This is a genomic window from Herbaspirillum sp. UBA812 (assembly GCF_002296545.1).
Taxonomy (GTDB): Bacteria; Pseudomonadota; Gammaproteobacteria; order Burkholderiales; family Burkholderiaceae_D; genus Herbaspirillum; species Herbaspirillum huttiense.
On sequence record NZ_DBIC01000356.1, the window covers coordinates 1 to 6,650 of the forward strand.

General features: G+C 62.7%; 6 protein-coding genes. 3 read left to right on the top strand and 3 right to left on the bottom strand.

Annotated features, from left to right (window positions below; all coding sequences use genetic code 11):
- Together B3873_RS23730 and B3873_RS23735 are read right to left on the bottom strand one after the other, a co-directional pair.
- Positions 1–273: ATP-binding cassette domain-containing protein (locus tag B3873_RS23730; protein ID WP_286869397.1), on the bottom strand; the 273-nt coding region annotated here is incomplete at its 3' end.
- Positions 274–356: 83 nt separating this feature from the next.
- Positions 357–1,637 (bottom strand): 4-aminobutyrate--2-oxoglutarate transaminase, encoded by a 1,281-nt coding sequence (locus B3873_RS23735; protein WP_039789038.1) that lies wholly within the window; start codon positions 1,635–1,637, stop codon positions 357–359.
- Positions 1,638–1,772: 135 nt separating this feature from the next.
- Here B3873_RS23735 and B3873_RS23740 point away from each other — a divergent pair, with 135 nt between their 5' ends.
- Both B3873_RS23740 and B3873_RS23745 read left to right on the top strand, forming a co-directional pair.
- On the top strand, positions 1,773–3,344 hold the full coding sequence (locus tag B3873_RS23740) for a PLP-dependent aminotransferase family protein (RefSeq protein ID WP_286869390.1): 1,572 nt from the start codon (positions 1,773–1,775) through the stop codon (positions 3,342–3,344).
- A 153-nt stretch (positions 3,345–3,497) separates the two neighbouring features.
- Positions 3,498–4,499, top strand: coding sequence for a zinc-binding alcohol dehydrogenase family protein (locus tag B3873_RS23745; RefSeq protein ID WP_286869392.1), 1,002 nt, complete (start codon positions 3,498–3,500; stop codon positions 4,497–4,499).
- A gap of 75 nt (positions 4,500–4,574) precedes the next feature.
- Here B3873_RS23745 and B3873_RS23750 read toward each other — a convergent pair whose 3' ends face one another.
- The gene (locus B3873_RS23750; RefSeq protein WP_286869394.1) at positions 4,575–5,384 is read right to left on the bottom strand and encodes a hypothetical protein; all 810 of its coding nucleotides are present in this window, start codon (positions 5,382–5,384) and stop codon (positions 4,575–4,577) included.
- 308 nt (positions 5,385–5,692) lie between these two features.
- On the opposite strand from B3873_RS23750, the gene B3873_RS23755 reads away from it, so the two are divergent.
- A partial coding sequence (locus B3873_RS23755) for a hemolysin family protein (RefSeq protein ID WP_286869396.1) occupies positions 5,693–6,650 on the top strand: 958 nt, incomplete at its 3' end.

The window sequence follows — 6,650 nt, forward strand, 5'->3', positions numbered from 1 at the left end:
GCGATTGAGCAACTGGCCATCGAGGCGGATCTCGCCGCCGGTCGGGAATTCGAAACCGGCCAGCATCATCAGGCAGGTGGTCTTGCCGGAGCCGGACGGACCCAGCAGGGTCAAAAATTCACCGCGACGAATGTCGAGATCCAGATTCTTGACGATCAGGTTTTCGCCATCGTAGGTTTTCTTCACGCCGCAGAACTGCACCAGCACGTCATTGCCGCTGCCGGTAGCCGGCGCGTGTGCTTGCGCCGCTTGCTTCATTGCATAAGCTGCCATCATCGATCCTCTCTTGTACGCGGGGCCGCAGACTTGGTGCGGCCCGTCTTCCCTGTTCTGAAAGCTGCCTTGCAATGCAAGACTCAGGCCAGCTTGATCGCCTTGGCCAGGATGCCCAGCGCCTCATCCATGACGGTATCGGGAATCGTCAGCGGGAACAAGAAGCGGATCACGTTGCCGTAGCTGCCGCAGGAGAGCAGCAGCAAGCCATTGTTCAACGCATGTTGCTGGACCTTCTTGGTGTAGTCCGCATCCGGCTTGCCGGTGACGGGATCGGCAAACTCCACCGCCACCATCGCACCGACACCGCGCACTTCGGCGATCTGCGGCACGGCAGAGCGCAGTTCCTTCAGGTGCTCCTGCAGCTTGTCACCGAGGCGTTGGCCGCGGGCGACCAGCTTTTCTTCTTCCATCACATCCAGCACCGCCAGCGCCGAGGCGACGGCCAGCGGGTTGCCGGCATAGGTGCCGCCCAGGCCGCCAGGGGCGGGCGCATCCATGATCTCGGCGCGGCCGTTGACGGCCGACAGCGGCATGCCACCGGCCAGGCTTTTCGCCATGGTCATCATGTCGGGCAGGACGTCGTAATGTTCCATCGCAAATAATTTACCGGTACGGCCATAACCGGACTGCACTTCGTCGGCGATCAGCAGGATGCCGTGCTCGTCGCAGATGGCGCGCAGGCCGCGCATGAAGTCGGCCGGGGCAGCATAGAAGCCGCCTTCGCCCTGCACCGGTTCCAGGATGATGGCGGCCACGCGCTTGGCTTCGATGTCGCTCTTGAAGAGGCCATGGACCGCGTCCAGTGCGTCTTCGGTGGTGATGCCGTGCAGGGCGCTGGGGTAGGGCGCATGGAACACGTCGCCGGGGAAGGGACCGAAGCCCAGCTTGTAGGGCGCGACCTTGCCGGTGAGCGCCATGCCCATCATGGTCCGGCCATGGAAGCCGCCAGCGAAGGCGATCACGCCGGGACGGCCGGTGTGGGCGCGGGCGATCTTGATGGCGTTTTCCACGGCTTCGGCGCCGGTGGAGAAGAAGGCGGTCTTCTTGGGATAGTTGCCGGGGGTCACCGCATTGATGCGCTCGGCCAGTTCGACATAGCTGGCGTAGGGCACGATCTGGTAGGCGGTGTGGGTGAACTTGTCGAGCTGGGCGCGCATGGCGTCGAGCAGCTTGGGATGGCGGTGGCCGGTGTTGAGGACCGCAATGCCGGCGGCGAAGTCGATGAAGCGGCGGCCTTCCACATCCCACAGTTCGGCGTTGGACGCGCGCTCGGCGTAGAAGTCGCACATCACACCCACGCCGCGCGGGGTGGCGGCATTCTTTCGTTGTTGCAGCTCTTGGTTGGTGGCCTTGCTGGTCATGGCTTGCTCCGATCTTGCTTCGTTGAATGCGCCGCAGGGCGCGGAAATGTGCAGGAAATTGCTGAATCGGGAAACAATATAAAACCCCAGTGGCACTGTAATATAGAGCCAATTTCAATTATTTGATGGTGCCACTTGAAACTCGCCTCCTTGTCCGACTATCTGCTGCTGCGCATCAATCGCACCTCCGCCAAGGCCGCGCCGGGCAAGGGCAAGGCGGCGGCCAGCCGCGAAAGCGGCGCAGCGAAGTCCGCCAAAAATGTAAAGACCGGCAGCGAGCGCATGCCCGTCAACCGCCAGATCTACCAGTTGATCCGCGAAGCCATCCTGGCCCATACGCTACCGGCGGGCATGCAATTGCCGTCCTCGCGCGACCTGGCCCTGGAGCTGGGGACCTCGCGCAATACGGTGACCTATGCCTATGAACAATTGCTGGCCGAGGGTTATCTGGAAAGCCGCACCGGTGCCGGAACCTTCGTGGCCGATACGGCGCCGGACCAGATCCCCGAGGCGGTGGAGCGCAAGGAGCCGCTGACCGATCCTTCCGGCAAATCCGAACTGTCCGCGCGCGGTGCATTGCTCACACGCCAGGCTGGCGTGGGCGAGCGCCAATGGGGGGCCTTCATGCCGGGCGTACCGGACGTGACCTGCGTGCCGCACAAGATCTGGGGACGCCTGCAGAACAAGCACTGGCGTCGTTCCAGTTCGGACCTGCTGACCTACGGGCCGGGCGCCGGTTATGCCGGGCTGCGCGAGCAGATCGCCGAGTACCTGCGCGTGGCGCGTTCCGTCAACTGCACGCCGTCACAGGTGCTCATCACCACCGGCATCCACCAGTCCATCGACATCGTGGTCAAGCTGCTGGGCGAGCATGGCGATACTGCCTGGGTGGAAGACCCGTGCTACTGGGGCACCCGCAGCGTGCTCAATTCGCTGGGCATCCAGTCGGTCCCGATCGCGGTGGACCAGGAAGGCATGCGCATGCGCCTGGCCAATTTGCGCCGTCCGCCGCGCTTCATCTGCACCACGCCCTCGCACCAGTATCCGCTGGGGATGGTGATGAGCCTGTCGCGGCGGCGCATGCTGCTGGAGTACGCGGCCACCCACAAGGTGTGGATCATCGAGGATGACTACGACAGCGAATTCCGCTACGGTGGACGTCCGCTGGCATCGCTGCAGGGCATGGATACGCAGGACCGCGTGCTGTACATGGGCACCTTCAGCAAGATCATGTTTCCGGGATTGCGCATCGGCTTCCTGGTGGTGCCGGAGTCGCTGGCCAAGGCCTTTGCCACCGGCATTGCCGAGTTGTATCGCAACGGCCAGGTGTTCCTGCAGGCCACGCTGGCCGACTTCATGGCCGAGGGCCATTTCGCCTCGCACATCCGCAAGATGCGCGTGCTGTATGCCGAACGGCTGCAACTGCTGCAGCAGTCCATCAACCGCCACTTCGGCGAAAAGATGACCATTACCGGCGGCGAGGCCGGATTGCATCTTGTGCTGGGTCTGCCGCAGGAGTGCGACGACGTGCTCATCTGCGAAGAGGCACTGGCCGCCGGCATCGTGGTGCGCCCGCTGTCGCGCTACTACATGCATGCGCGTGGGGCGCGGCGGGGCTTGTTGCTGGGCTATGCGAGCGTGCCCAATGAGGAGATCGCGCGCGCCTTCGACAAGCTGGCGGCGGTGATCAAGCCGCATCTGGTGTAAGCGGTCACCTGCGCGGATGCGGGAGCGGGTGTGGGATAGGGGTGGATTTTCGCCTGTATGAAGAAACTCTTTCGTGGTCCCGGGAGTGGTTGATCGGGTGGCGCTGTCCTAAGATGTCACCCATCTGTTGCTCATTATCGTGAAGGATTCAGCATGAAAGCCATCATCACCAACCCGCAAGCCAAAGCCATCCATGACGCCGCCGCGCTGGCCGACACCACCTTGCCCGATCCCGTCGCTGGCGAGCATGACCTGCTGGTCGAGGTCAAGGCCATCTCGGTCAATCCGGTCGACACCAAGATCCGCGCCAGCGCTGGCGAAGCCCGCGTGCTGGGTTGGGATGTCAGCGGCGTGGTGCGTGCGGTCGGCCCGGCGGTCAGCCTGTTTGCGCCGGGCGACGAGGTGTTCTATGCCGGTTCCATCGTCCGCCCTGGTGCCAACAGCGAACTGCACGTGGTCGACGAGCGCATTGTCGGCCGCAAGCCCGCCAGCCTGGGCCATGCAGATGCCGCCGCCATCCCGCTGACGGCCATCACCGCCTGGGAACTGCTGTTCGACCGCGTCGGCGTCGCCGAAGGCGCGGGGCAGGACAAGCGACTGCTCATCATCGGCGCAGCCGGTGGCGTGGGCTCGATCCTGACCCAGCTGGCGCGCAAGCTCACGCAGCTGACCGTCATCGGCACTGCCTCGCGCCCGGAAACCGCGCAATGGGTGAGCGAGCTGGGCGCGCATCACGTGATCGACCACAGCCAGCCCTTCAAACCGCAACTGGAGCAGTTGGGTTTCCCTGAGGTCGATATCGTCATCAGCCTGACCCATACCGACCAGCACTATGCACAGATCATCGAGGCGCTGGCACCGCAGGGCCAGCTGGCGCTGATCGACGATCCGGCCACGCTGGATGCGGTGCCGCTCAAGCGCAAGAGCATTTCGCTGCATTGGGAATTGATGTTCACCCGCTCCATGTTCCAGACTGCCGACATGATCCGCCAGCACGAACTGCTGCAACGGGTGTCACAACTGCTGGATGAGGGCGTGCTGCGTACCACGACCGGCGAGCATTACGGGCGCATCAGCGCGGAGAATCTGCGGCGTGCGCATGCCCTGCTGGAGTCGGGCAAGGCCAAGGGGAAGATCGTGCTGGAAGGGTTCTGAGGCTCACCGCAAGCGGTGGCGGCAGTGCGGCAGCAAGCGGCGGGCCGGCGCAAGGTCCGGCCCGGGCGGCAGGGCTTATTTGGCCGCCACCGTGGTGGTGCGCGGCGGCAGGTCGAAGGTGTTGTGGAACACTTGCTGCGCCTGCTCCACGGCGTCCTTGTTCAGGGAGAGGGCAGCTTCGTCCGCATTGCTCTTGAGGCTCTCGAAGGTGCTGTAGGTTTCACCGTTGTCCTTCTTGGTCAGTTCCATGAAGACCAGTCGCTTGCCGCCCGGCTCACGCAGGACCGCGTGCGTGATCATCAGCGAACGGTAGGAGGCAGTGGCGCTTTCGGCACCATAGCCCGTGGTCACCCGCAGGATCAGGCGCGCGGTACCAGGCTGGGTCAGCGCAACCGGCATCGCGCTGGCGGCATCGGTGCTGCTGGCCGTGGTGACATCCATCAGCGGCGTTTCTCCGGTGGGACGTTTCACGCTGGTGACGATGACTTCGCGTCCCGACTTGCGAATCAGCCCGGCCAGGTATTCGGCCTGGGCAGCATTGATATCGGGCGTGCCCTTGTCCTTGAGCAGGGCCGTGAATTCCTTGGAGCGGGCGGCTGCTCTGTCGGCAAAGCTCAGCTTGCTGGAGGCGTCCAGCGCCAGTCCGGCGACCAGCCCGAAGATGCCGAAAGCACCGCTCATGCCGGCCGCCCCCGATCCGCCCAGGTCCATCACGCCGTACTCGGAGGGGTGATAGAAGATTTCCACGCGGGTGATCTTTTCAATTTCGTTGCGCGCCATTTCATTCTGGGCGACGGGCTTGGACCGGGGCGCGCTGGCGCAGCCGGTGACGAGCAGGGAAACACTGGCAAGCAGGGCGACGAAGAGCGAGGCAGGCTTTTTCATGATGTGAATAAAAAGACGCGAGGTGCCGCGCAGCAGCACGTGCGTTGTGAAGTCAAGTTGAAGTAAGTGAAGGCGGCTACCCAAAGTCAAGTTGCCGTACGTCAATTATAAACGTGACTTTACATATATTTACTGCAGAATGAGAACTTTCGTTCATTTTGTTTGTAGGCGGCAACATCCTTTCGATACGGCTTCCGCCTTTCATTTCTGACAACGAATCGGGTTCCATGCCTCATGCATGGTAAATTACGGAGTCCGGACCGGCTCATGGCGTCCGGGCCCTTAGACAACCCCGATAGGAACCCTAGTTGGAAAACATATTACTGATCGTCGCGGCCTTCTTCCTGGTTGCGTTGAACGGTTTTTTCGTTGCAGCAGAATTCAGTCTGGTCAAGTTGCGTCAAACGCGCATCCGGGCCATCGCAAAAACACAAGGCATGCGCGGCCGCATCCTGGCCGTGGTCCACAATCAGCTGGATGCCTATCTCTCCGCCTGCCAATTGGGTATCACCCTGGCCTCGCTGGGCCTGGGCTGGATCGGTGAACCTGCCTTCGCACGCTTGCTGGAACCGCTCTTTTCGCTGGTCGGCGTGACCAATCAGGAGCTGATTCACGGCATCTCGTTCGTGTTCGCCTTCTTCGTCATTTCCTTCCTGCACATCGTGGCCGGTGAACTGGCCCCCAAGTCGATGGCCATCCGCAGCCCGGAGAAACTGGGCTTGTGGTGTGCCGTGCCGCTGTACGGTTTCTACTGGGGCATGTATCCGCTGATCTGGGTGCTCAATGCCAGCTCCAACTGGCTGCTGCGCGTGGCCGGACTGGGTGCGGGACATGGTCACGATGCCCATTATTCTTCGGACGAACTCAAGTTGATCCTACGCGCCGGCAGCAAGAGCGGCAAGAGTGGCAAGTTCACGCGTGACGAGTGGAACGTGCTGGCGCAGAGCCTGAACTTTGCCGAACTGGACGTGGCCGACATCATGCGTCCGGCCAGCGAGATCGTGTCCCTGGGCGATGACAAGAGCCTGGAAGAGAACCTGGACATCATCTATCGCAACCGCTATTCGCGTTATCCCTACTTCGATGCCGAGCGCCAGCAGGTGCTGGGCCTGGTGCACCTGAAGGATGTGTTCCTGGCGCAGCAGGATGGGCGCGCCATCGGCAACCTGAAGGAATATCTGCGTCCGGTGCAGTTCATTTCGCCGGCCTTGCCGGCACTGGACCTGCTGCGCCGCTTCCGCACCGGCATGCCGCACTTTGCCATCA